24 protein-coding genes and 1 other RNA gene are annotated in these 21427 nt (G+C 59.4%); 17 read left to right on the top strand and 8 right to left on the bottom strand.

The genetic code is table 11. The features are described from left to right. Window positions 1-260 precede the first annotated feature (260 nt). The gene (gene mntR / locus HCK86_RS17750; RefSeq protein ID WP_176085826.1) at window positions 261-698 is read left to right on the top strand and encodes a manganese-binding transcriptional regulator MntR; all 438 of its coding nucleotides are present in this window, start codon (window positions 261-263) and stop codon (window positions 696-698) included. 1 nt (window position 699) lies between these two features. Here the strand turns inward: mntR and HCK86_RS17745 are convergent, their stop codons facing one another. Continuing rightward, window positions 700-918, bottom strand: coding sequence for a DUF1127 domain-containing protein (locus tag HCK86_RS17745; RefSeq protein ID WP_176085825.1), 219 nt, complete (start codon window positions 916-918; stop codon window positions 700-702). Between the two features lie 116 nt (window positions 919-1034). Here HCK86_RS17745 and HCK86_RS17740 point away from each other — a divergent pair, with 116 nt between their 5' ends. Together HCK86_RS17740 and HCK86_RS17735 are read left to right on the top strand one after the other, a co-directional pair. Further along, on the top strand, window positions 1035-1754 hold the full coding sequence (locus HCK86_RS17740; RefSeq protein ID WP_176085824.1) for a helix-turn-helix transcriptional regulator: 720 nt from the start codon (window positions 1035-1037) through the stop codon (window positions 1752-1754). Between the two features lie 109 nt (window positions 1755-1863). Beyond that, window positions 1864-3393 (top strand): ATP-binding protein, encoded by a 1530-nt coding sequence (locus HCK86_RS17735; RefSeq protein WP_176085823.1) that lies wholly within the window; start codon window positions 1864-1866, stop codon window positions 3391-3393. A gap of 195 nt (window positions 3394-3588) precedes the next feature. On the opposite strand, the gene HCK86_RS17730 is transcribed toward HCK86_RS17735, so the two are convergent. From HCK86_RS17730 to ssrA, 4 genes are all read right to left on the bottom strand, one after another. Further along, a complete protein-coding gene (locus HCK86_RS17730; protein WP_176085822.1) occupies window positions 3589-3810 on the bottom strand; it encodes a ribbon-helix-helix domain-containing protein in 222 nt (73 codons plus the stop codon). After that, a complete protein-coding gene (locus HCK86_RS17725; RefSeq protein ID WP_176085821.1) occupies window positions 3807-4007 on the bottom strand; it encodes a DUF4169 family protein in 201 nt (66 codons plus the stop codon). The genes HCK86_RS17730 and HCK86_RS17725 overlap by 4 nt, the downstream gene beginning before the upstream one ends. A gap of 41 nt (window positions 4008-4048) precedes the next feature. Continuing rightward, window positions 4049-4534 carry an SspB family protein gene (locus tag HCK86_RS17720; protein WP_176085820.1) on the bottom strand — a complete coding sequence of 162 codons (486 nt, stop codon included), beginning with the start codon at window positions 4532-4534 and terminating at the stop codon, window positions 4049-4051. A 123-nt stretch (window positions 4535-4657) separates the two neighbouring features. Then, window positions 4658-5017: a transfer-messenger RNA gene (gene ssrA / locus HCK86_RS17715) on the bottom strand. Window positions 5018-5152: 135 nt separating this feature from the next. On the opposite strand from ssrA, the gene HCK86_RS17710 reads away from it, so the two are divergent. From HCK86_RS17710 to HCK86_RS17685, 6 genes are all read left to right on the top strand, one after another. Beyond that, window positions 5153-5947: a thymidylate synthase gene (locus tag HCK86_RS17710; protein ID WP_176085819.1), complete on the top strand. Its 795-nt coding sequence runs from the start codon at window positions 5153-5155 to the stop codon at window positions 5945-5947. 23 nt (window positions 5948-5970) lie between these two features. Beyond that, entirely contained in the window at window positions 5971-6486 is a 516-nt protein-coding gene (locus HCK86_RS17705; RefSeq protein ID WP_176085818.1) for a dihydrofolate reductase, read from the top strand. 150 nt (window positions 6487-6636) lie between these two features. Next, complete coding sequence (hflK, locus tag HCK86_RS17700) at window positions 6637-7779, top strand: FtsH protease activity modulator HflK (protein ID WP_176085817.1); 1143 nt, start codon at window positions 6637-6639, stop codon at window positions 7777-7779. Beyond that, a complete protein-coding gene (locus tag HCK86_RS17695) occupies window positions 7779-8717 on the top strand; it encodes a protease modulator HflC (protein WP_176085816.1) in 939 nt (312 codons plus the stop codon). The genes hflK and HCK86_RS17695 overlap by 1 nt, the downstream gene beginning before the upstream one ends. Next, window positions 8717-8923: a DUF2065 domain-containing protein gene (locus HCK86_RS17690; RefSeq protein ID WP_176085815.1), complete on the top strand. Its 207-nt coding sequence runs from the start codon at window positions 8717-8719 to the stop codon at window positions 8921-8923. Before HCK86_RS17695 ends, HCK86_RS17690 begins: the two co-directional genes overlap by 1 nt. 150 nt (window positions 8924-9073) lie before the next feature. Beyond that, on the top strand, window positions 9074-10618 hold the full coding sequence (locus HCK86_RS17685; protein WP_176085814.1) for a Do family serine endopeptidase: 1545 nt from the start codon (window positions 9074-9076) through the stop codon (window positions 10616-10618). Here HCK86_RS17685 and HCK86_RS17680 read toward each other — a convergent pair. Next, window positions 10599-11174, bottom strand: a complete 576-nt coding sequence (locus HCK86_RS17680; RefSeq protein ID WP_176085813.1) for a GNAT family N-acetyltransferase — start codon at window positions 11172-11174, stop codon at window positions 10599-10601. The genes HCK86_RS17685 and HCK86_RS17680 overlap by 20 nt on opposite strands. A gap of 9 nt (window positions 11175-11183) precedes the next feature. Continuing rightward, a complete protein-coding gene (serB, locus tag HCK86_RS17675; RefSeq protein ID WP_176085812.1) occupies window positions 11184-12062 on the bottom strand; it encodes a phosphoserine phosphatase SerB in 879 nt (292 codons plus the stop codon). On the opposite strand from serB, the gene miaA reads away from it, so the two are divergent. The 8 genes from miaA (at window position 12061) to HCK86_RS17635 (ending at window position 20377) form a co-directional block, all read left to right on the top strand. Beyond that, the gene (miaA, locus tag HCK86_RS17670) at window positions 12061-12969 is read left to right on the top strand and encodes a tRNA (adenosine(37)-N6)-dimethylallyltransferase MiaA (RefSeq protein ID WP_176085811.1); all 909 of its coding nucleotides are present in this window, start codon (window positions 12061-12063) and stop codon (window positions 12967-12969) included. The genes serB and miaA overlap by 2 nt on opposite strands. A 266-nt stretch (window positions 12970-13235) precedes the next feature. Then, window positions 13236-15014, top strand: coding sequence for an acetolactate synthase 3 large subunit (locus tag HCK86_RS17665; protein ID WP_176085810.1), 1779 nt, complete (start codon window positions 13236-13238; stop codon window positions 15012-15014). 16 nt (window positions 15015-15030) lie between these two features. After that, window positions 15031-15603 (top strand): acetolactate synthase small subunit, encoded by a 573-nt coding sequence (ilvN, locus tag HCK86_RS17660; protein WP_176085809.1) that lies wholly within the window; start codon window positions 15031-15033, stop codon window positions 15601-15603. A gap of 152 nt (window positions 15604-15755) precedes the next feature. Beyond that, window positions 15756-16238, top strand: coding sequence for a hypothetical protein (locus HCK86_RS17655; protein ID WP_176085808.1), 483 nt, complete (start codon window positions 15756-15758; stop codon window positions 16236-16238). A gap of 155 nt (window positions 16239-16393) precedes the next feature. Then, entirely contained in the window at window positions 16394-16987 is a 594-nt protein-coding gene (locus tag HCK86_RS17650; protein WP_176085807.1) for a LysE family translocator, read from the top strand. Between the two features lie 77 nt (window positions 16988-17064). Beyond that, complete coding sequence (locus HCK86_RS17645) at window positions 17065-17664, top strand: LysE family translocator (RefSeq protein WP_176085806.1); 600 nt, start codon at window positions 17065-17067, stop codon at window positions 17662-17664. A gap of 106 nt (window positions 17665-17770) precedes the next feature. Then, window positions 17771-18898, top strand: a complete 1128-nt coding sequence (locus HCK86_RS17640) for an ATP-dependent RecD-like DNA helicase (RefSeq protein ID WP_176085805.1) — start codon at window positions 17771-17773, stop codon at window positions 18896-18898. A 726-nt stretch (window positions 18899-19624) separates the two neighbouring features. Then, window positions 19625-20377: a pyridoxine 5'-phosphate synthase gene (locus tag HCK86_RS17635; RefSeq protein WP_176085804.1), complete on the top strand. Its 753-nt coding sequence runs from the start codon at window positions 19625-19627 to the stop codon at window positions 20375-20377. Between the two features lie 37 nt (window positions 20378-20414). Here the strand turns inward: HCK86_RS17635 and HCK86_RS17630 are convergent, their stop codons facing one another. Beyond that, window positions 20415-21296, bottom strand: a complete 882-nt coding sequence (locus HCK86_RS17630) for an SDR family oxidoreductase (protein ID WP_176085803.1) — start codon at window positions 21294-21296, stop codon at window positions 20415-20417. Between the last annotated feature and the right edge of the window lie 131 nt (window positions 21297-21427).

Raw genomic sequence — 21427 nt, 5'->3', positions numbered from 1 at the left:
CTTGGCTGCATTTCGTTCTGTAAGGGTAGGACGTCTATTGCTCAAATCAGTCATCTTTTCCGCCGGGAGGACGCGAAATTAACAGGTTATGATTTCGAATATAGCCTTGGCTACATTTTTGTCAATGAGGCTCATCTCAAGTATTTCCGGCGATTTTTGCGTCGAAATTGTCAAGACAGGGATCAATGTGTTATGTCGCGCTATAAAGTGTAGCCGTTGATACGGTTTTTCACCGGCATAGTCGGCTTTGGGAGCGGGCGATGGAAGACGACAGCGAATCAATGGAAAACTGTGCGGCGGAAGCAGATCGCTTCTCGCAGGCGCGCAACCAGCGTTCGCAGGCGCTGCTTGAAGATTACACCGAACTGATTGCCGATCTGATCGCCGAGCATGGCGAGGCGCGGATTACCGACATTGCCCGGCATATGGGGGTTGCCCATCCGACCGCGACCAAGGCGATCGGACGGCTGAAGCGTGAGGGTCTTGCAACGTCGCGGCCCTATCGCGGCGTGTTTCTGACGGCGGAGGGGGAGGCCATGGCGGTCAAGGCGCGGGAGCGTCACCGGATCGTGCTGGAGCTCCTGCTGGCGATCGGCGTTCCCGCCGATGCCGCCGAACTCGATGCCGAGGGTATCGAGCATCACGTCTCGGAAGAAACGCTGTCTGCCTTTGCCCGTTTTATCGCCCGGTCATCCTGATCTAGCGCCAGAAGGGTTTGTCGGCCTCGGCCCGGGCGTCGCGCCGGCTGACACCGATATCCTTGAGCAGATAATCTTCCAGATCGCTGAGCTGGCGTCGCTGCCGGCGCCGCCTGCGGGCCTTGCGATACAGGTTCCATGCATGCCGGATCCATCGACCCGGCCCGCTGACATCTTTGTCCTGCGTGGAAATCACATCTTCACGGATGGTCGTCATCATCTGCCTCCATGGCTGGTTTCGCCAATCGCAATAGCCGCCTGATGGACGATGATGTTTCGACCGGCATCGAAGCTTTGTCTGCTGACGACGCTCGCTGCCGGTGATAATCTCCGGTGATGATCAATCAGATTTCCGGTAACGCGCTCGCTTCTGTCGCCGCATTGATCGGCGATGTCGCCAGAGCCAATATTCTGTCTGCGCTGATGGGCGGCAAGGCGCTGACGGCTGGTGAGCTCGCCTCACTGGCTGACGTGACGCCGCAGACGGCCAGCAGCCATCTGGCCAAGCTGGTTGACGGCCATCTGGTCAGCGTTGAGAAGCAGGGGCGTCACCGCTATTTCCGGCTGGCCTCCGCCGATATTGCCGAGCTGATCGAGACATTGTCCGCGGTTGCAGCAACCGGCCCCCGGCGACACCGCCCGACAGGCCCGAAAGATCTGGCGATGCGCAAGGCGCGGACTTGTTACGATCACATGGCAGGCAGCATTGCCGTCGCCCTTGCCGACCGGCTGATCGACAGCGGTGATCTGGTGATTGCCGACGGGGCAGGCATGCTGACGGATCAGGGGCGGGCGACCTTCCACTGCTTCGGCATTGATGTCGATGACGCCCGGCAGTCTCGCCGCGCGCTGTGCCGCACCTGTCTCGACTGGAGCGAGCGGCGGCATCACCTTGGCGGCTGGCTTGGCGCGTCGATCCTGTCGAGAAGTCTCGAACTGGGCTTTGTCCGACGTCTCGAAAGCGGGCGCACACTGGTGCTGACCCGCAAGGGGCAGGCGGGCTTCGGCAAGGCCTTCGGTCTCTCCGGCAAAGTGCTTGACCTCGATGCCGGATGAGCGATAACCCAATCGGAAAATGCGCTGGGGAAAACCTGCCGGGCCTCGTCTGGCCGGGCTTTTAAACTGGTAGAAAGAACCGACCAGCACGGATGAAGGTATAGGTAAATTGCAGATCAATATCGATATGGGAACGACGTCCACCGGCGATGTGGCCGAACTCGATATCGAGGAACTGCTGGCGACGCGTCTTCTGGTTCAGGGCAATTCCGGTTCCGGAAAATCGCACCTCCTGCGCCGCCTGCTCGAGCAGTCAGCCAAATGGGTGCAGCAGGTCGTGATCGATCCGGAAGGCGATTTCGTGACGCTCGCCGACAAATTCGGTCATGTCGTTGTTGACGCCGATCGCAGCGAAGGCGAGCTGATCGGCATTGCCAACCGCATCCGTCAGCACCGCGTCTCCTGCGTGCTGACATTGGAGGGGCTGGAAATCGACGACCAGATGCGGGCGGCTTCCACCTTTCTCAATGCGCTGTTCGATGCCGATCGTGAACACTGGTATCCGATCCTCGTCGTCGTCGACGAAGCGCAGATGTTTGCTCCTGCCGCCGGTGGCGAGGTTGCCGAAGACGCCCGGCGTGCATCGCTTGGCGCCATGACCAATCTCATGTGTCGCGGCCGCAAGCGCGGCCTGGCAGGCGTTATCGCCACCCAGCGTCTTGCCAAGCTGGCCAAGAATGTCGCGGCCGAGGCCTCCAACTTCCTCATGGGGCGCACCTTTCTCGACATCGACATGGCGCGTGCGGCCGATCTTCTGGGCATGGATCGCCGCCAGGCCGAACAGTTCCGGGATTTGAAACGCGGCAACTTCGTCGCGCTTGGTCCGGCGATGTCACGCCGGCCGCTGAAGGTGGTGATCGGAAATGTCGAGACGTCGGCGCGCTCATCAAGCCCGAAGCTGATGCCGCTGCCCGACAAGCCTGAAGATATCGAAGACCTGATCATGACACCGGATCCCGAAGATCTGGCGCGACCGGCCATGCCGCGCAGCCGGCCGGTCCATACGGTGCGGCCGATGCCCGACCTCATGGAAGAGCTCAGCCGGGCAGCTGACGCCGGCGAGCATGGTGACGACAGCGAGCATCGCCGCACCCGCGCTCCGGCCATGAATGACGAGGAGAAAGAGGCCTGGATCGCCGCAACCATGGCCGAGATCGCTTCTGATCCTCAATCCTCTTTCCGTTCTGATTCAGTGCTTTATCAGGACTTTCTGATGCGTGGTCGCATGAAGCGGATCGCCGGCGCACCGCTTTCCATGTCTGAATTCCGGCTCAAGCTGGCGATCGGCCGCTCGGGTGTCGATGAGGCAATGGCTGAAAGCGAAGCCTGGCAGATGGCCCTTGGCCTTGCGACCCGGGTGACCGATGATCTGGCCGGTGTCTTTCTCATGCTGGCCAAGGCTGCACTTGGCGGCGAGCCCTGTCCGTCCGACGCACGGATTGCCCAGGCCTATGGCACGCATTCCACGCGGCGCGCGCGCCGGTTTCTCGACTATTTCGAAGAGCAGGGACTGATCGTGCTGCATAGCGATTTTTCGGGCAAGCGGATCGTCGCCTTCCCGGATTTCGATGCGCAGACATCGCCGGGCGATGCCGATGCGCCGCTTTCCGCAAACAGCGGGCGTGATGCTGCGGAATAGGCCGTGCCTGCGGCCTGTTTCCGTGTTCAGCGCGCATCAGACGATCATCCGGCGACAGCCGTAACGAGGCCGGTCGCCGGTCAGTTCATCGCGCTTCAGCGCCGTGCGTCCTTTTGGCCGCAGCAGGTCGCTCTATCTTATTGAAACTACATACCGATCTGTTCGAAAATCGATTCCGATTTTCGAACAGATGCGCTAGTGGTGCGTTGACTGCTGTTTCAGGGTGGCCAGCACATAGAGCCTGAGCGCTGAGGAAAGGTTCACTTCAGCGGGACGGTCATCGTCAACCTCGCGCAACAAGGCTGCAAGAGCGATGTCGCGCGCGGACGCGATGGCTTTCAGTTCGTCAAAAAAGGCGTCTTCGAGGGAAAAGCTGGTCTTGTGGCCGTGTAGGCTCACAGAGTGCTTGCGAATCAATCCGCGTCATCTCCAGGCTTGCGCTCGATCCGCCCCTGATCGAGTTTCTTTTCAAACATCGAACGTTCGGCCTCTTCCAGCGAACGTTCGGACTTGCTCCGTCCGTGAATCCGCCGGTTCTCCTCAGCCTTGCGGCTGTCGTCGTCACGCTGGCGGCGTTTCTTGAACTGACGAAGGTTGACGATATCTGCACTCATTCAACACTCCTGTTCCGGTCTTGCGGACCGGTCATCAAGGATCAGTGTTTCTTGCGAAATGCATCCAGCGACACAACGGACGAACCGTCATCATCGCTCGTCGGCGGCGGCTGATCATCATTGTCATCATCGCTGACGGGCTGACCTTCCGGATCATCGACCTCAAGGGCCGCAACGTCGAATTCAAGTTCGAAATTGACCGAGGGATCGTAGAAGCCGACAATCGCGTTGAAGGGAATGACGAGCCTTTCCGGCTTGTCGGAAAAGGACAGGCCAATCTCGAACTGGCTCTCGGTCACCTTGAGATCCCAGAACTGGTGCTGGATGACGATCGTCATCTGCTGGCTGTATTTTTCCTTCAGGAACTGCGAGATCCGCACACCGGGGGCGCCGGTCAGAAAGGTGATGAAGAAGTGGTGTTCACCGGGAAGTCTTCCCGCTGCTGCAACTTCGGACAGGACCTTGCGGATGACACCGCGCAAGGCATCCTGCGCCAGAATATCGTAGCGAATGTGGTCCTGAGCCATACTGTCCTTCCCGCTTTCAAAACTCGGTTCTAGCTAAAGCCTATATCGACAATAAGCCAGTGCGTCAAAACCCTTTGGCGGATGATTATCGGCAATTATGTGTATGGAATATGTTCAAATTTCGGTGGAGGCTTCTGTTGCCAGGTGCCTCCGGACCCCGCCTTACAGTGCTACCCGCAAGGACTTAAATTGGGTTTCTGGAACCGCCATTAGGCAGCTACAGCGTAACCCTGAGCATTGTTGTCATTTGCAACTACTCTAGTGACCCGATAACGGTGGTATCATGCCGGGCAAAAGGTCAATCTTTACACTCTTGTCGATCCTATTTCGCCCCCATCATAACAAGGCCTTGTCCGCCTGGTTATGGTGGAGGCGCCGGGTACCGCCCCCGGGTCCAATAAGCTTATTACATTGCCGTTTATCACCATAGCCGGTCGAGCCGGCAGGTGTCATATAAGGCTTTCAGACGCGTTCGCAAAGGGGGGCAGGATGAAAAACCCGCCGATCCGGTGAAACGACGAGCAGGTCATTTCCTGTGAGTGTCTCGAGGAAACCATCGCAGGCCGCGATGCTTTGCCTTATGTCAGGGAGAGATTGGAACGAAAGCAGGGCAGGACCATGCAGCAATATCTGGACCTTCTTCAGCATGTGCTGGACACAGGAAGCGACCGTAGCGACCGGACCGGCACGGGGACCCGTTCGGTTTTCGGCTACCAGATGCGGTTCGATCTCGCCGAAGGCTTTCCGGTTCTCACCACCAAGAAACTGCATCTGCGCTCGATTATTCACGAATTGCTGTGGTTCCTCAGAGGCGACACCAATATTGCCTATCTGAAGCAGAACGGCGTCTCGATCTGGGATGAATGGGCCGATGAAAATGGCGATCTCGGTCCCGTATACGGTGCGCAATGGCGCTCCTGGCCAGCGCCTGACGGCCGCAGGATCGACCAGATGGCCAACCTCGTCGCCCAGATCCGTGCCAATCCGGCCAGCCGGCGGCATATCGTCTCAGCCTGGAACCCGGCCGAGGTCGACGACATGGCTCTGCCGCCCTGCCACTGCCTGTTCCAGTTCTATGTGGCTGACGGCAGATTGTCCTGCCAGCTCTATCAGCGTTCCGCTGATATTTTTCTCGGCGTGCCGTTCAACATCGCCTCCTATGCCCTGCTGACGATGATGATTGCCCAGGTCACGGGGCTGAAGCCCGGCGAATTCATCCATACGCTCGGCGACGCACATCTCTACAGCAATCACTTCGAACAGGCGAAATTGCAGCTGACCCGTAAACCCGGCCCGCTGCCGACAATGCGGATCAATCCGGATGTGGCCGATCTCTTCGCCTTCACTTTCGACGATTTCACGCTCGAAAACTATGTTGCCGCACCGTCGATCAAGGCACCGATCGCGGTCTGAAGCCGTCTTGCGAGGAAATGCCCATGGCAAAAATCGATATCGTCTGTTTCGCAGCGATCGCCCGTAACGGGGTGATTGGAAAAGATAATCAGATGCCCTGGCATCTGGGATCCGATTTTGCGCGGTTCAAGCGGCTCACCATGGGCAAGCCGCAGATCATGGGTCGCAAGACCTTTGAATCGATTGGGCGCCCGCTGCCAGGGCGCACCAATATCATCGTCACCCGCAACGGCGATTTCGCCTGTCCCGGTTGCCTGACCGCGTCGACGCTGGAGGAAGCGATCACGCTGGCCAGGCAGGACGCCGAAGCGAAAGATCTCGGCGAGATCTGCATTCAGGGCGGCGGCGAAATCTATCGCCAGGCGATGCCGCTCGCTGACAGGCTCTATATCACCCATGTCGAAACCCTGATCGAAGGCGATACATGCTTCCCGCCGATCGATCCGGCGATCTGGCTTCAACTTGAGGAAGAAAGGCTGCCGTCCGGCCCGAAGGACGACTTTGCCACCCGCTTCGTCGTCTATGGACGTCGCGTCTGAGGCGAATTCACGGAAAATTCTGACGCTTTTGTAACGCTCGCGTTGAAAGCCCACACGCGCATACCTATAACGGTGCAGACGCGACTATGCGTCAAACGGGTCGCCGTCATGTCGGCGCGATCCGAGAGGGTTCTTTTTTTAGAGGTGTTAATGCCCTGGAGCAATCAGAATGGCGGCGGTCCCTGGGGAGGTGGCGGCGGCGACAATCCCGGGCCCTGGGGACAGGGACCGAATCGTCCCCGTGGCAATGGCGGCGGCAACGGCAATGGTGGACCTCCGGACATCGAGGATTTCTTCAAGCGCGGTCAGGACCAGTTCAAGGGCATGTTCCCTGGCGGGTTCGGTATCGGCCTTGTTGCGATTGTGGTCGTGGTGATTGCTGCCTTCTGGGTCCTGCAAAGCATGTACACGGTCCGGCCGGAACAGCGCGGTGTTGAACTGCGCTTCGGCAAGCCGAAGCAGGAAGTGCAGATGCCTGGTCTGCATTTCATGATCTGGCCGATTGAATCGGTCGAATTTGTCAATGTCACCCAGCAGCAGATCAATGTCGGTACCGGCACATCGTCGCGCGCGGGTACCATGCTGACGGGCGACCAGAACATCGTCGATATCTCTTTCTCGGTTTTCTACACGATCACCGATCCGCAGGACTATCTCTTTGACGTCGAGGGTCCGGTTCAGACGCTGCAGCAGGTTGCCGAAAGCGCCATGCGCGAGGTCGTCAGCCGTCGTCCGGCCGATGATGTCTTCCGCGATGATCGCGAGGGCATTCTGTCCGACGTCAAGGCGATCGTCCAGGACACCATGGATCGCTACGGTGCTGGCCTCACGATCACCGCCGTGACGCTTCAGGATGTTTCGCCGCCGAAGGAAGTCGCAGACGCCTTTGATGAGGTTCAGCGCGCCGAGCAGGACGAAGATCGCTACATGGAAGAGGCAAACCAGTACGCCAACAAGGAACTGGGTGCCGCACGCGGTGAGGCTGCCAAGATCCGTGAAGATGCCGCGGCCTACAAGGATCGCGTCACCAAGGAAGCGGAAGGTGAGGCACAGCGGTTCACGTCCATCTATGACAGTTACAAGACTGCTCCGGACGTCACGCGCAAGCGCCTCTATCTCGAAACCATGCAGGGAGCCCTGTCGCAGAGCCACAATGTCATCGTTGATGACAACGGAACTGGTGTTGTGCCCTATCTGCCGCTTGACCAGATCAACAAGGCGGCAACGCAGAGCACGGCGCGGCCGGCGACGTCCACGTCAACGCAGTCAATGACCCAGGGAGCGGCGAACTGATGAACTCGAATCGTATATTCGCCATCGCTGCAGCGTTGATTGCTGTCGCTCTTCTCATCTATGGGTCGATCTTTGTGGTCAATCCGCGTGAACAGGCACTGGTGATCCGCTTCGGCCAGATCACCAGCGTCAAGCAGGAGCCGGGCATCTATTTCAAGCTGCCCTTCTCCTTTGCCGGTGCGGATGAAGTCCAGTATCTGTCCCGGCAGGATCTGCGCTTCGATCTCGATGATATCCGCGTGCAGGTTTCCGGCGGCAAGTTCTATGACGTTGATGCCTTCGTGATCTACCAGATCACTGATCCGACCCGCTTCCGCGAGGCGGTATCCGGTGACCGGACGATTGCGGAATCGCAGCTGAGAACCCGCCTCGATTCGTCGCTGCGCCGTGTTTACGGTCTCAGGGATTTCCAGGCGGCGCTTTCGACCGAACGCGGTTCGATGATGAAGGAAGTCGGCGATCAGCTACGTCCCGATGCAGAATCGCTCGGCGTCGATATCGTCGATGTCCGGATTCTGAGGACCGATCTGACGCCGCAGGTTTCCGAACAGACCTATGCCCGTATGAAGGCGGAACGTCTGGCCCAGGCGGAAGCCACGCGTGCCCGCGGCCGTGAAAAGGCGGAAAGCCGCAAGGCTGTCGCCGATCGCCAGGTCGTTGAGATCCGCTCTGAAGCCAACAAGGAATCGGAGATCCTGCGCGGTGAGGGCGATGCCGAGCGCAACCGTGTCCTCGGTGAAGCCTATGGCAAGGATCCGTCCTTCTTCGACTTCTACCGGTCGATGCAGGCCTATCAGGGCGCCTTCAGTGCGAACTCGACCATGGTTCTGTCGCCGAATTCCGAATTCTTTGATTATTTCGGTTCGAGCGATGGTGCAGCTGCCGCACCGGCAACGGCTGGCAAGCCTGCCGCAGCGAAAGCCGGAGCCGGCAACTGATGCCGCTTCGTGATATTGTGATCGGATTGGCATTCTTTCTGGTCATCGAGGGGCTGGTCTATGCACTGGCCCCTTCTCTCGTTAAGGCGGTGGCGCGCCGTATTCCTTCGGTAGATGAGGGATATCTGCGTGTTGTGGGTGTTGTCGCTGTCGCTTTCGGCGTCGGTCTTGTGTGGCTGGTTCACATAAGATTGACGGGGATATGAATGCCCTGATCGTCTGCAGCAGGAAAGCTTAAGGCCTGCCATGCTAGTGTTTCGCCGTGCGGTTCCTTCGCGGTATGTCCGCACGGCGCTTCCATCACATCCGATGCGCCACTCCAATGCTCGGTTCGGGAGGTTTGAACGGTGAAGTCCATGTTGCTCCGTCATCGCCAGCGCCTGATATGCGCAAGTCTTGCAACCGTGCTGGCAGCCGCCGCGCCCGGGCCCGGTTTTGCAGCCGCCAAGCCGCAGCCGGAGAGCCTCGCCGATGTCTCGGTTGCAGATCTGTCGGAACGACTGCTGGACGCAGTGGTGAATATTTCCATTTCGCAGAAGGACGACGCCGCTTCCGACGAAAGCGATCCGGACTCGGCGCCGCGTCCAAAGGTGCCGGAAGGTCAGCCATTTTCGGATCTGTTCAAGGATTATTTCGACAATCATGATGGCGAACGCCAGAAGAACCCGATCTCATCGCTCGGTTCCGGCTTCATCATCGATCCGTCCGGCATCATCGTCACCAATAATCACGTCATCGACGGCGCCGATTCGATCGAGGTAACGCTTGCCGATGGCACCTCCATGCCAGCGACGCTGCTAGGCGTCGACAAGGAAACCGATCTGGCGGTGCTGAAGGTTGCCCCGGAAGAGCCGCTGAAAGCGGTTTCTTTCGGTGATTCCCGCAAGGTCAGGATCGGACAATGGGTGCTGGCGATCGGCAACCCCTTCGGTCTCGGCGGATCCGTCACGCTCGGCATTGTCTCGGCCCGTGGCCGCACGCTGGATGGCCCCTATGACAATTTCATCCAGACCGATGCTGCGATCAACAAGGGCAATTCCGGCGGGCCGCTGTTTGACATGGACGGCAATGTTATCGGGATCAACACCGCTATCCTGTCGCCGTCCGGAGGTTCGATCGGCATCGGCTTTGCCGTTCCGAGCGAACTCGCCGAGAAGGTGGTGCATCAGCTCATCGATTATGGGCACACCCGGCGCGGCTGGCTGGGCCTCAGGGTGATGGCCGTCAGCGAGGATCTTGCCAAGTCACTGGGCGACGATGATCCCGATGGGGTGATGGTCTCCAGCCTGATCGAAGGCGGTCCTGCCGAGAACGGTCCGCTGAAACCGGGTGACATCATTCTCAGCTACGATGGTCAGAATGTTGACAGTGTCAAAGATCTGCCGCGCTTCGTCGCTGAAAGCATTCCCGGCGAAAATGTGCCGATCGTGATCATGCGCGACGGAAAGCGCATGACGGTGCGCATGGCGCCGGCACTTGTGGCCGGCGATGAGGCAGATGTACCGCCGCCGGAAGACAAGGCCGGAGACGAGGCGCAGTCCGTTCCGGATGACGGTGCGACCGAGGAGGGCGCTCCGCCGGAAGCCAGTGAAACCGTGCCGACATCTGCGGCCTATGGCATGACACTCGGTCTTCTTGATGACAACGGGCGTGCGGTTCACGCCATCGACCCTTCGGTGGAAGGCGTGCTCATCACGGCTGTCGAGCCGGGCTCGGAAGCGTCGAAAGAGGGGATTCTGCCCGGCATGGTGATATCGGAAATCGGCCAGCAGGCGGTCAACACGCCGACAGACGTCACCGAGCGGCTGACCCAGCTGGTCTCCGAAGGCCGCCGCAGCGTGTCTGTGATGGTCACATCGCCCGACGGGACGCTGAAAGTCGTCAGCCTCGTTCTGGAATAGCGGCTTTCCGCCAGTCTTCCCGAAAGATCCGGTAGAGCACGTGGCGCTTCAGCTGCGGGTGGCTGTCCGGCACCGCCGGATGGTCGAAATCGGCAGCGACATCGCGCTTCATGCCAAGCCGTTCCATCACCGCCGTCGAGCGGTGATTGCCGGCCACGGCAAAAGCAACGATCTGCTGCTGAGAATGCGTTTCAAAGCCCAGCGTCATGAGCGCACGCGCTGCTTCACTGGCATAGCCCTTGCCCCAGTAGCGGGCCGCCAGCCGCCAGCCGATCTCATAGGTGCCGGCGGGCTCCACCGGTGCGGAATAGCGGTCATTGAGCCCGCAAAAGCCGATCGGCGCGCCGTCCCGCTTCAGTTCGAGGGCATAGAAGCCGAGACCGGTATTGCTGATCTTGTCACGCACCATGTCGAAAATCGCATCGGATTCCTCCCGGCTGCGCCGCATGGGAAAGAATTCCATGACGCGCTCATCGGAATTGATCTCGAAATGGAGATCGCGGTCGCTATCGCGCCAGTTCCTGATGATCAGGCGGTCGGTCTCGGCGATCAGCATCTTATCCCCTCAATCGGTCGCAAAGTCTTCGCGCCGATAACCCTGAATGTAAAGAAGTGCGGTCAGGTCACCGTAATCAATACGAATTTCCGCCTGCGCCGCGACTGTTGGCTTGGCATGCAGCGCGACCCCGGCGCCGGCTAGCTGGATCATGCCGAGATCATTGGCGCCGTCGCCGACAACCATGACATCCTCAAGACCGATACCGCGCTTCTTCGCCACGTCATGGAGTGCCTCGACCTTGGCCTGCTTGCCGAGGATAGGTTCGGCAACGGTTCCCGTCAGGAGACCGTCTTCCTCGTTCAGGATATTGGCGCGGTTCTCGTCAAAGCCGATCATGGCGCCGATCCGGCTGGTGAAGACAGTGAAGCCGCCGGACACAAGCGCAGTGTAGCCGCCATTGGCCTTCATGGTGGCGATCAGTTCGCGTCCGCCCGGCGTCAGCGTGATGCGTTTGGCGATGATCTCGTCGACGATTGCAATCGGCAGCCCCTTCAAGAGGCCGACCCGTTCGCGCACCGCCGGCTCAAACTCGATCTCGCCATTCATGGCGCGCGCGGTAATCGCTGCGACCTTTTCCTTGAGCCCGACTTCGGCCGCCAGCTCGTCGATGCATTCCTGACCGATCATGGTGGAATCCATATCGGCAAGCAATGCCTTCTTGCGGCGGGTTTCGGCCTGTTGAATGACGATATCAACCGGTGCACCATCAAGCGCCCGTTCGATGGCGGCGCGATCGGCATCAGCGGAGAAGAAGAGATCGGCCGCAACACCTTCGGCAAGCCAGGCGGTGCTTTCGGCACCGGAGGCAGCCGCTGCTGCTTTCACCAGCGCTTCGCTCAAAATCGGGTTTGACGGATTGGTGATGAGCGTGGCAACGAGAGCCATGGATATTTCCTTAAACGACAGTTTTGATGCCTATCTGATAACGGGACCGACGGCGGGCGGCAAGTCTGCGCTTGCGCTCGACATTGCTGCGCGCATTGATGGCATCATTATCAATGCCGACAGCATGCAGGTCTACGACACGCTCGCGGTGCTGACAGCCCGGCCGGCGCAAGCCGATCTCGCGATCCGGCCGCACAGGCTCTACGGCCATGTACCGGCTGCCGGCGATTATTCCACCGGCCGCTGGCTGGATGACGTCAGCGAGGTGATGAAGCAGCTGGATGGCAAGAAACCGGTCTTCGTCGGTGGAACCGGGCTCTATTTCAAGGCGCTGACGGAAGGCATCGCGGTCATGCCGGCGATTGATCCGGCCGTGCGCGGCCATTATCGCGGCCTGCAGCAGGCAGGCGGCGCAAAGGCCCTTCATGCCGAGCTTGAGGCAAGGGATCCGACCGTGGCAGCGAAACTCGGGCCGGGCGATGCGCAGCGGATCGTGCGGGCGCTGGAGGTTCTTGAAAGCACGGGCCGGTCGATTGCGACGTTTCAGGCGGAAAATTCAGTTCCGCTTGTCGATGCGGCCCGGGCGCAGAAGATTGTCGTTCTGCCTGAGCGCGCCGCATTGCATCAGCGCATCAACAGCCGTTTCGCGGCCATGCTTGATCAGGGCGCGGTCGAGGAGGTGAGGGCGCTGATGGCGCTCGACCTGTCCCCGGCACAACCGCTGATGAAAGCGATCGGTGTGCGCGAAATCGCCGCCATGCTGGACGGGAAGATGACGCGTGAAGAGGTCATTGAGAAGGCCAGTGCGGCAACCCGGCAATATGCCAAACGTCAGATGACGTGGTTTCGCAATCAGATGGGCGCGGATTGGGCACGTTTCGATCCGCTGTCCGGGGCGGCAAACTGACATTTGCTTAATAATATTTCACAGAAGGTCGCATTTGGCTATTTTTCTTGCAGTCCTTGTTGACGGGGTGGCGTTTAGAGGGTATCAGGCTTCCATGATTATCAAGGCACTCCTTATTGTGGTGGGATCGCGCATGGGCAGAACGGTGTAACCGTTCGGCAGTAGCCTCCCATGCGCGACAAACGGCTCCCTCAAGGGGGCTTTTTTTATGCCTGAAAACAACCGGAAACATCCATTCAACGGACCATCGAGACGGAAATGAAGCGATGACTGCTAAGGAAAACATGATGACGGGCGCGGAGATCGTCCTCCAGGCGCTGAAAGAGAACGGGGTAGAGCACATCTTCGGATATCCGGGTGGCGCTGTGCTTCCGATCTATGACGAAATCTTCCAGCAGGACGATATCCAGCACGTGCTCGTGCGTCATGAACAGGGTGCCGGCCATGCGGCCGAAGGCTATGCCCGTTCCACCGGCAAGGTTGGCGTCATGCTGGTCACCTCCGGCCCGGGCGCGACCAATGCCGTGACGCCGCTGCAGGATGCGCTGATGGATTCGATCCCGATCGTCTGCCTGTCCGGCCAGGTTCCGACCTCGCTGATCGGCTCGGACGCCTTTCAGGAATGCGATACGGTCGGCATCACGCGCCCTTGCACCAAATACAACTGGCTGGTCAAGGATGTGAACGAGCTGGCGAGCGTCATTCATGAGGCTTTCCGCATCGCCAGGACCGGCCGGCCGGGCCCGGTTGTTGTCGATATCCCGAAGGATGTCCAGTTCGCCATGGGGCGCTATACGTCACTGGCCGATCACCCGGTCCGCGAGAGCTATCAGCCGCGTGTTTCAGGCGATGCCGCTGCCATTCAGGCCGCCGTCGAACTGATGGCCAATGCCAGGCATCCGGTTCTCTATACCGGTGGCGGTGTCATCAATTCCGGGCCGGACGCAGTTCGCCTGCTGCGCGAGCTGGTCGAGATCACCGATTTTCCGATCACCTCGACGCTGATGGGACTGGGGTCCTATCCAGCATCGGGCAAGAACTGGCTCGGCATGCTGGGCATGCATGGTTCCTATCAGGCCAATCTCGCCATGCATGAATGCGATGTGATGGTCTGTATCGGCGCCCGTTTCGACGACCGCATCACCGGCCGGGTTGATGCATTCGCGCCCAATTCGAAGAAGATCCATATCGATATCGATCCGTCGTCGATCAACAAGAATATCCGCGTCGATATTCCGATTCTCGGCGATGTCGCCCACGTTCTGGAGGAGATGGTCCGTCTGTGGCGGGCGCTGCCAAAGGAACCGGCCAGGCCGTCTTTGAAGAACTGGTGGAGTGATATCGAACGCTGGCGCGCGCGCAACTGCTTTGCCTATACGCCGAGCAAGGACGTCATCATGCCGCAATATGCGCTGGAGCGGCTGAATGCGCATATGCAGGGCCGGGACTTCTACATCACCACGGAAGTCGGCCAGCACCAGATGTGGGCGGCGCAGTTCATCGACTTCGACGAGCCGAACCGCTGGATGACATCGGGCGGTCTCGGGACGATGGGCTATGGTCTGCCGGCAGCGCTTGGCGTTCAGATCGCCCATCCCGGGAGCCTCGTCATCGATGTTGCCGGCGACGCCTCGATCCAGATGTGCATTCAGGAAATGTCGGCGGCGGTCCAGCACAATGCACCGATCAAGATCTTCATCCTGAACAATCAGTATATGGGGATGGTGCGCCAGTGGCAGCAGCTTCTGCATGGCAACCGGCTGTCCCATTCCTATACCGAGGCAATGCCCGATTTCGTCAAGCTGGCCGAGGCCTATGGCGGCGAGGGCATCTATTGCGACGATCCGGCCGATCTCGATGAGGCGATCATCCGCATGATCGAGAGCCCGAAGCCGGTGATCTTCGATTGCCGCGTCGCCAATCTTGCCAATTGCTTCCCGATGATCCCGTCGGGCAAGGCGCATAACGAAATGCTGTTGCCGGACGAAGCCAGCGACGAGGCCGTTGCCACGGCCATCGACGCCAAGGGTCGCCAGCTGGTTTGATGAAGGGGTAAAGACAATGAATGCCAAGCTACAGCCGACCGGTTCGGCCTATTTCATCAGCCGGCAGCATACGATTGCCGAGCGCCACACGCTGTCCATCCTCGTTGCCAACGAGCCGGGCGTCCTTGCCCGGGTCATCGGCCTGTTTTCAGGCCGCGGCTACAACATCGAGAGCCTCACCGTTTCGGAAACCGAGCACGAGGCGCATGTTTCGCGAATCACCGTCGTCACCAAGGGAACGCCGGAAGTGCTGGAGCAGATCAAGGCACAGCTGGACCGCCTTGTTCCTGTGCACAAGGTCGTTGATCTTTCGGTGCGCGCCCGCGAACTCGGCCAGGATGGCCCGGTAGAACGGGAGGTTGCGCTGATCAAGATCGCTGGACGTGGCGAGTTGCGCGCTGAAGCGCTTCGACTAGCAGATGCTTTCAATGCCAAGGTCGTTGATGCTACAGTGGAGCACTTCATGTTCGAACTGACGGGCAAGGTGTCGAAAGTGGATCAGTTCATCGCGGTCTTGCGGCCGCTTGGGCTGGTTGAGATCTGCAGAACCGGACCAGCTTCGATGAACCGTGGCGCGCAGGGAATGTGAAGACTTGCATGGCGTCCAGCTCCAGGGAGGAGAGATGACGCAGGAAGCTCTTCTGGCCCTTACCGGGCTGGCTCTGGCGGCCTTTCTGCCGCCGGGGCCTGATAATTTTTACATGATGTCGTTGGCCGTCAAAGGCCGGCGACACGCTATCGGTGCCGTCAATATCAGGTTCGCTGATCGGTCAGGTCAGCCTGCAGGCCTGGGCCGCCTGTCTGACCGGAGCGCTGATGTTTGCATTGCCGCACATCGGTCTCTTTCTGCGCGTCATTGGCCTGGTGATCTTCATCTTCATGGCCCTCTCGCTCTGGCGCTCCCTGCCGGCCGATCGCGTGCTTTTCGTCCACGATTGCCGGTCCTTCTCCGAGACGCTGATGCTGCAATGGATCAGTCCGCGGCAATGGTTCACCGCGCTGGCACTGTTTCTGCTCTATGCCAATGACCTTAGATTCCTGAGGTGGTTTCCGGTCGCCATTGCGATCTGCGCCTCGGTCCGTCTGATCGCCAGCCTAGTCTGGCTGCTGGCCGGGCGACAGATGCAGGCCATCTGCAACCGGACGCAATGTTCGAAGCTGGGGCGCACCGCGCCGGTGCTGCTGCTTGTCGCGACACAGGTTCCGCTCTGGCTGTTCTGGTAACGCCGCACCATCACGATACGCTCATGCTGCAACGCACGCAAAATGCGTGAGGCAGCTATGCACACTTGTCAGTTGTCAGCTTTCAAACCGCTTGCTTACTACGAAAGACCAATAGATCAGCACGGCCGCACGGCCGAAATCATCGAGGTCTTTCCATGGCGCTGGGTATTATTCTGACGTTGATCGGCTTTGCCTTTGCCGCCGTGATCACGCCCGGGCCCAACAATATGATGCTGCTGGCTTCCGGCGCCAATTTCGGCTTCAAACGCACTTTGCCGCATATGAGCGGTGTGATTTTCGGCTCGATGGTGCTGCAGACGGCCGTTGGCGCCGGGCTCGGCATCCTGATCACGTCGTTTCCGCCGCTGCTGAACGCGCTGAAAGTCGCCGGTGGTCTCTATCTCCTCTACCTGGCCTGGCGTCTGGCAACGCGGAACACGATTGCCAAGAGCGATGCTGCCCGAACCCCGATGACCTTCGCCCAGGCCGCCGCCTTTCAGTGGGTCAACCCGAAGGGCTGGGTTTCCGCGCTCGCGGCCATGGCGGCGTTCACAAGCGAAGGCCCTTATGCGGTGATGGCTGTGCTGGTCGTCTTGTCGTTCGCAGCCATGTCGACGATCAGCGTGTCTGTCTGGACCGGTTTCGGTACGGCACTGCGCCAATATCTGCAGCGCCCGCGTTATCTGCGCGGTTTCAACCTGTCGATGGCAACGCTGCTGGTGCTCAGTCTCTGGCCAATGCTGAAGTAGACGGCGGGCTTTATTCCTGGGGTGCTTGAGATCACTGCGGGCCGGGACTAGCATTTCCCTGGCCCTTGGAGATCACCATGCCTCTGGAAACATTTTTCGCATTGTCGGGATTTGCCATCGCAGCCTCGCTTTCACCGGGGCCGAACAACATGATGGCCTTCACATCCGGCGTGAATTTCGGCTATGTCCGCACCCTGCCGCATATCGCCGGCATCGCCTTCGGTTTTGCCTTTCTGCTGGCCTGCGTCGGTGCAGGGCTCGGTGCGCTGCTGACGGCGTTTCCGCCGCTCTTCCTGGCGACGAAGATCGCAGGCGGCGCCTATCTTGTCTGGATTGCCTGGAAGATCGCCACCACGCGCAGCATGGGCGAGGGGACGGCCAATTCCAGGGGCAGGCCCTTGAGCTTTCTGCAGGCCGTCGCCTTCCAGTGGGTCAACCCCAAGGCATGGATCATGGGCATGACGGCGATGGCCCTCTATACCAGCCAGTCTGCCTATATATCCAGCGTTGCTCTGGTTGCTGGCTTCTTCGGCATTGTCTCGTTGTTTTCGGTGTCGATCTGGGCCGGATTCGGCTCTGCGCTCAGCCAGTGGCTTGCGCATCCCGGACGCCTCAGAGTGTTCAACATCACCATGGCTGTTCTGCTGCTGGCCAGTCTCTGGCCGATGCTGCGCTAGCGCATCGTCCTTGCGATGCCGGCTATAGATGCGCATCTGAAGCTCCGCGCGACAGATCGCATAAAGGAGGCTTGCCTTTTGGGCCCGAATCCGGCCAATTCGCGCCATGGAGTTTTCACCGCAACAGGATGAGGCGCTCAAGGCCGTTTCGAAATGGCTGAAGGAAGGGCGCAGACCGATTTTCCGACTGTTCGGCTATGCCGGAACGGGCAAGACCACGCTTGCCCGCCATTTCGCCGAACATGTTGATGGCGATGTGCTGTTCGCTGCCTTCACCGGCAAGGCGGCGCAGGTTCTGCGCGCGCGCGGCGCCAGCAATGCCCGTACGATTCATTCGCTGATCTATCGCCCCAAGGGCGAGGAAATGATCGAGAATGAGGAAACCGGAAAGACCTCGGTTTCGCCGATGTTCTCGATCAACCGCCAGAGCCCGCTGGCCAAAGCCGCCCTCATTGTGATCGATGAATGCTCGATGGTGGATGAGAAGCTTGGCCAGGATCTGATGAGCTTCGGTACGCCGGTTCTGGTGCTTGGCGATCCCGGCCAGCTACCGCCTGTCTCCGGTGGCGGCTATTTCACCGAGCAAGAGCCGGATTTTCTGCTGACGGAAATTCATCGTCAGGCGCGGGATAATCCGATTATCGATCTCGCCATGCGCGTGCGCAACGGCGAGGAGCTGAACTATGGTGATTTCGGTACGGCGCGGGTGATTTCGCGCCGCGAGGTGACGCAGGATCTGGTGCTCGATGCCGACCAGGTTCTGGTCGGTACCAACCGCACCCGACGGCGCTACAATCAGCGTCTGCGCGAGCTGAAAGGCTTCACCCAGATCCATCCGCAGGCGGGTGACAAGCTGGTTTGTCTCAGGAATGATCCGGCCAAGGGGCTGCTGAATGGCTCGCTCTGGCAGGTCATGTCCTCGTCGCGCGAGACGGTGAAGCCGGGCATGAACCTGCTCGTCAAACCGGATGATGATGATATTGACCGCGGTGCGGCGCGTATCAAGCTGCTGAAAGCCGCGTTTGAAGACAGTGAGACGGAAATTCCCTGGTCGACGAAGAAGCGCTACGACGACTTTGATTATGGCTATGCCCTGACGGTTCACAAAGCCCAGGGCTCGCAGTGGAACAATGTCGTGCTGTTCGATGAAAGCTGGGCCTTCCGCGACATGAGCGAGCGCTGGCTCTACACCGCCGTCACCCGTGCCGCAGAAACGCTGACGATCGTCCGCTAGCGCGCAGTGCGCCCTTCAGGACGCAGCAGGACGCTCTATCTTATTGAATCTACGCATCGTTCTTTTCGAAAATCGATTCCGGTTTTCGAGCCGATGCACTAGATCAGCGCCATCACCATGGCCAGATGGCGCCGTGATCCTGACAACAGCATAAACAACGCCCGCCAGAACCATCGCCCGACCTGACATCATTTCTGAAGGGACGCCGCTTTTTCCTGACATGCGGCGCAACGGGAATCAGCAACATCCTGCTGATCCGGCCTGACCTGTCGTGGAACAGGCCACTATCGATGTTGAAGAACGGGCAATTGCTGACGGGCGCGGCATGTCGGGAAAATTATTTCAGGCATTTCCGTGATCCGGGTCGCTAGGAAATTGCGGCAACCCGCCCGCCCGCCACAAGCGTCTGCGTCACGAAATCTTGGTAAGATGTTACCATATCTTGCGCAGATATTTCGGATGATTTTAGTCTATCCATGAATATTGGCAGATATTGATTGCCCGGATACCTGGCAATCTTCCAAATGGCAAATTGTCGCCTATGTTTGCGGTGGATGACAGATTAGCTTTGGCATACCGTCTTTTGCGACGACATATTTCGGCGCTGATAGCGGAAAAAACCAGACGCCGGAATACTATCATCAAAAAAAACGATTGGTGCTGGCCTACCTTTCCCCTAATGGTGTGCGCGCCAAATCACGGATTTCATGAACGTCGGAGGCCCGCGTGCCTGCTAAATTATCGGTCAATCTCAATGCTATCGCTCAGCTTCGCAATCGCCGGAATCTGCCCTGGCCAAGCGTCGCCGGTCTCGGCCTTGTCGCCCTGCAAGCCGGTGCGCACGGCCTTACCGTTCACCCGCGCCCGGATCAGCGTCACATCCGCTTTACCGATCTGCCCGTTCTGCGCAAACTGACGCAGGAATTTGAAGGTGGTGCCGAGTTCAACATTGAGGGTTATCCGACGGATCACTTTATCGGCCTGTGCTGCGCCAACAAGCCGGATCAGATCACCCTCGTGCCTGATGACCCGGCGCAGGCGACCTCAGATCATGGCTGGCGTTTCGTCGAGCAGCGCGAAACGCTGTGCCGGGTGGTCGAGAAACTGAAGAAGAAAGGCGCCCGCGTTTCGCTTTTCGCCGATGGCAATGCCTCTATGGCAGAGCTTCGCGCCGCGGCCTCGACCGGCGCGGACCGGATCGAGCTCTATACCGGGCCTTATGGCGCCTGCTACGACGATCCCGAAAAGGAAAAGGAAATCGCCATCGAGCTTAGTCAGACCGCGATCATGGCGCATGAACTCGGTCTCGGCGTCAATGCCGGTCACGATCTGACCGTTGCCAACCTGCCGCTGCTGGCACGTCAGATTCCGCATCTGGCCGAGGTGTCGATCGGTCATGGGCTGACGGCGGATGCACTGGAATATGGCATGCGTGAAAGCGTGCTGCGGTTCCGCCGGGCCTGTGGCGAGCCAGCCTGAGCCGGCCCGCATTCGCAGTTGTCCTTCAGGGCCGCGTTCAGAACGCGGCCTTGTTGCGTTCGAAGAACGCCTTCAGGCTGCGCGGCTTGCGGCCGGTCAGCGTCTCGAAATCATTGGTGACAATGTCAAAACCACCGGCAGCGATATTGGCATCCGTCGAGACCAGGAGGTCAACGACAAAGGATGGCAATCCGGCCTTGCCCAGACCCTCGGCAAGAGCATCGGTGGAAACAGCCTGCACCGAAAGCGGCTTGCCGACGATTTCCGATGCGAGGGCGGCGATTTCCGGGATCGACAGAGCTTCAGGTCCGGTCAGCGTGTAGGTGGCGCTTTGCGTGGTCTCGGCGGCAAGTGCGCTGGCAAGGGCTGCTGCGCAATCCTGATGCGCGACAAGGTTCTGTCTGCCATCACCGGCAGCACTGACCCAGCTTCCGGCCGCGAAAGCATTCGGCAACCCCATCAGCAGATTTTCCTGATACCAGGCATTGCGCAGGATCGTGTAGCTGAGGCCGCTTTCCTTCACGGCCTTTTCCGATCCGAGATGTTCATGCGCAAAGCTGATCTTGGAGGTTTCGGGACCCGGCATTGATGTATAGATGATGTGAGACACACCCGCGGCCTTTGCCGCAGCAACGGCATTGGCGTGCTGGGTGATGCGATGGGCATCGGGGCCGAGCGCATCCGTGGAAATGATCGCAAGGCGGTCAGCGCCTGCAAATGCAGCCTCAAGCGTTTCCGGCTTGTCAAAGTCGGCCGGGCGAACCGTGATGCCCTTGGCTGCATAGTCGCCAAGCTTCGACGGATCGCGGGTGGTTGCGATGATGTTGGCCGGCGCCACACCGGAAGCCAGCAACTGGTCCAGCACTTCGCGGCCAAGCTTGCCGGATGCGCCGGTGACCAGGAGTTTCTTGTTGCTCATCTTACGTCTTCCCTTGTTTCCACGACAACCGGCTCTCGCCCGATTGCTGGTCTCATTTTGAGATCACTATTCAAATAGAGACCATGGTCTTTTTGTAAAGAAGGCACTATTTTGTAAGGGAGTTACACCGA

The organism is Martelella sp. HB161492 (assembly GCF_013184775.1).
In the GTDB taxonomy this organism is placed as follows: Bacteria; Pseudomonadota; Alphaproteobacteria; order Rhizobiales; family Rhizobiaceae; genus Martelella.
This window is presented reverse-complemented; position numbering and strand designations above follow the sequence as displayed.

What these genes read in the sequence shown, in the direction of transcription:
- mntR (WP_176085826.1), top strand. Translation starts at nt 261, where the DNA reads ATGGAAGACGACAGCGAATCAATGGAAAACTGTGCGGCGGAAGCAGAT.
- HCK86_RS17745 (WP_176085825.1), bottom strand. Translation starts at nt 918, where the DNA reads ATGATGACGACCATCCGTGAAGATGTGATTTCCACGCAGGACAAAGAT.
- HCK86_RS17740 (WP_176085824.1), top strand. Translation starts at nt 1,035, where the DNA reads ATGATCAATCAGATTTCCGGTAACGCGCTCGCTTCTGTCGCCGCATTG.
- HCK86_RS17725 (WP_176085821.1), bottom strand. Translation starts at nt 4,007, where the DNA reads ATGAGTGCAGATATCGTCAACCTTCGTCAGTTCAAGAAACGCCGCCAG.
- HCK86_RS17720 (WP_176085820.1), bottom strand. Translation starts at nt 4,534, where the DNA reads ATGGCTCAGGACCACATTCGCTACGATATTCTGGCGCAGGATGCCTTG.
- HCK86_RS17710 (WP_176085819.1), top strand. Translation starts at nt 5,153, where the DNA reads ATGCAGCAATATCTGGACCTTCTTCAGCATGTGCTGGACACAGGAAGC.
- HCK86_RS17705 (WP_176085818.1), top strand. Translation starts at nt 5,971, where the DNA reads ATGGCAAAAATCGATATCGTCTGTTTCGCAGCGATCGCCCGTAACGGG.
- hflK (WP_176085817.1), top strand. Translation starts at nt 6,637, where the DNA reads ATGCCCTGGAGCAATCAGAATGGCGGCGGTCCCTGGGGAGGTGGCGGC.
- HCK86_RS17695 (WP_176085816.1), top strand. Translation starts at nt 7,779, where the DNA reads ATGAACTCGAATCGTATATTCGCCATCGCTGCAGCGTTGATTGCTGTC.
- HCK86_RS17690 (WP_176085815.1), top strand. Translation starts at nt 8,717, where the DNA reads ATGCCGCTTCGTGATATTGTGATCGGATTGGCATTCTTTCTGGTCATC.
- HCK86_RS17685 (WP_176085814.1), top strand. Translation starts at nt 9,074, where the DNA reads ATGTTGCTCCGTCATCGCCAGCGCCTGATATGCGCAAGTCTTGCAACC.
- HCK86_RS17680 (WP_176085813.1), bottom strand. Translation starts at nt 11,174, where the DNA reads ATGCTGATCGCCGAGACCGACCGCCTGATCATCAGGAACTGGCGCGAT.
- miaA (WP_176085811.1), top strand. Translation starts at nt 12,061, where the DNA reads ATGGATATTTCCTTAAACGACAGTTTTGATGCCTATCTGATAACGGGA.
- serB (WP_176085812.1), bottom strand. Translation starts at nt 12,062, where the DNA reads ATGGCTCTCGTTGCCACGCTCATCACCAATCCGTCAAACCCGATTTTG.
- HCK86_RS17665 (WP_176085810.1), top strand. Translation starts at nt 13,236, where the DNA reads ATGACTGCTAAGGAAAACATGATGACGGGCGCGGAGATCGTCCTCCAG.
- ilvN (WP_176085809.1), top strand. Translation starts at nt 15,031, where the DNA reads ATGAATGCCAAGCTACAGCCGACCGGTTCGGCCTATTTCATCAGCCGG.
- HCK86_RS17650 (WP_176085807.1), top strand. Translation starts at nt 16,394, where the DNA reads ATGGCGCTGGGTATTATTCTGACGTTGATCGGCTTTGCCTTTGCCGCC.
- HCK86_RS17645 (WP_176085806.1), top strand. Translation starts at nt 17,065, where the DNA reads ATGCCTCTGGAAACATTTTTCGCATTGTCGGGATTTGCCATCGCAGCC.
- HCK86_RS17640 (WP_176085805.1), top strand. Translation starts at nt 17,771, where the DNA reads ATGGAGTTTTCACCGCAACAGGATGAGGCGCTCAAGGCCGTTTCGAAA.
- HCK86_RS17630 (WP_176085803.1), bottom strand. Translation starts at nt 21,296, where the DNA reads ATGAGCAACAAGAAACTCCTGGTCACCGGCGCATCCGGCAAGCTTGGC.